Annotated in this window: 1 protein-coding gene and 1 pseudogene; both read left to right on the top strand. The window is 70.0% G+C overall.

Going from position 1 to position 1322, the window contains the following annotated elements:
* Positions 1-465, top strand: a pseudogene (locus ABTZ59_RS37105) (SDR family oxidoreductase); the annotation flags it as partial.
* A gap of 25 nt (positions 466-490) precedes the next feature.
* A partial coding sequence (locus ABTZ59_RS37100) for an aromatase/cyclase (protein WP_351425967.1) occupies positions 491-1322 on the top strand: 832 nt, incomplete at its 3' end.

Here is a 1322-nt window from a genome sequence, read left to right as displayed (position 1 = left end):
ACGACGTCATCGACACCAACCTCAACAGTGTCTTCCTGGTGACGCGCGAGGCGCTCGGGAACGGCGGCCTCGCCGGCTCCGGGCACGGGCGGATCATCAGCATCACCTCCACCGCCGGCGAACAGGGTGTCCTGCTCGGCGCCCCGTACAGCGCCTCCAAGCACGGGGTCGTGGGCTTCACCAAGGCGCTGGGCCGGGAACTCGCGCCGCGCGGCATCACCGTCAACGCGGTCTGCCCCGGCTATGTGGAGACCCCGATGGCCCAACGGGTGCGCCAGGAGTACGCGGTGGCCTGGGACACCACCGAGGACCACGTGCGCGCGCGGTTCGCGGCGAAGATCCCGCTCGGCCGCTACTCCACACCCGTAGGAGGTGGCCGCGCTGGTCGTCTACCTGACCTTCGAGCCCGCTGCCTCGATCACCGGACAGGCCCTCAACATCTGCGGTGGCCTGGGCAATTACTGACCTTTGTCGAGGAAGCGAGAAAGACGTGTACCTGGTGAGGAACGAACGGGCGCACCGTACGGTGCACTCCGTCGAGGTCGATGCGGGAGCCGGAGTCGTCTACGGGCTGATCGCGGACGTGGTGCGGTGGCCGCTGTTCTTTCCGCCCCACGTGTACGTGGAGCGCCTGGAGTTCGACGGCACCGAGGAACAGCTGCGCATGTGGGCCACGGCCAACGGCGAGATCCGCTCGTGGATCTCGCAGCGGGTGCGGGACCCGGGCCGGCGGCGGATCGAGTTCCAGCAGACCCGCCCGCAGGAGCCGGTGCGGTCCATGCACGGCACCTGGATCGTCGAGGAGCGGCCGGGCGGCACCAGCCGGCTGACGCTGCTGCACGACTTCACGGTCGTCGGTGACCGCCCCGAGGACGTGGCGTGGGTCGAGCGGGCCTGCGACACCAACTCCCGGTCCGAACTGGACAGCCTCAAGCGCCTCGCCGAACGCTGGACGCGTTTGGACGACCTCGTCCTGTCCTTCGAGGACTCCGTGCGTGTCAAGGGCCCGGCCGAGCTGGTCCACGACTTCCTGTACCGGGCGGCCGACTGGCCCGAGCTGATCCCGCACGTCTCCCGCCTGGACCTGACCGAGGTCAGCCCCGGCGTGCAGATCATGTCCATGGACACGCTGACGGCCGACGGCGGCGCGCACACCACCGAGTCGGTGCGCATCTGCTTCCCGCACGCCGGGCGCATCGTCTACAAGCAGACGGTCACGCCCGGGCTGCTGGAGGCGCACACCGGCGAGTGGTCGGTGCTGCCCGACGCGACGGGCGTGACCGTCGTCGCGCAGCACAGCGTGGTGCTGCGCGAGGACGCGG

It is taken from the genome of Streptomyces sp. NPDC094034, from assembly GCF_040303865.1.
GTDB lineage: Bacteria > Actinomycetota > Actinomycetes > Streptomycetales > Streptomycetaceae > Streptomyces.
This window is presented reverse-complemented; position numbering and strand designations above follow the sequence as displayed.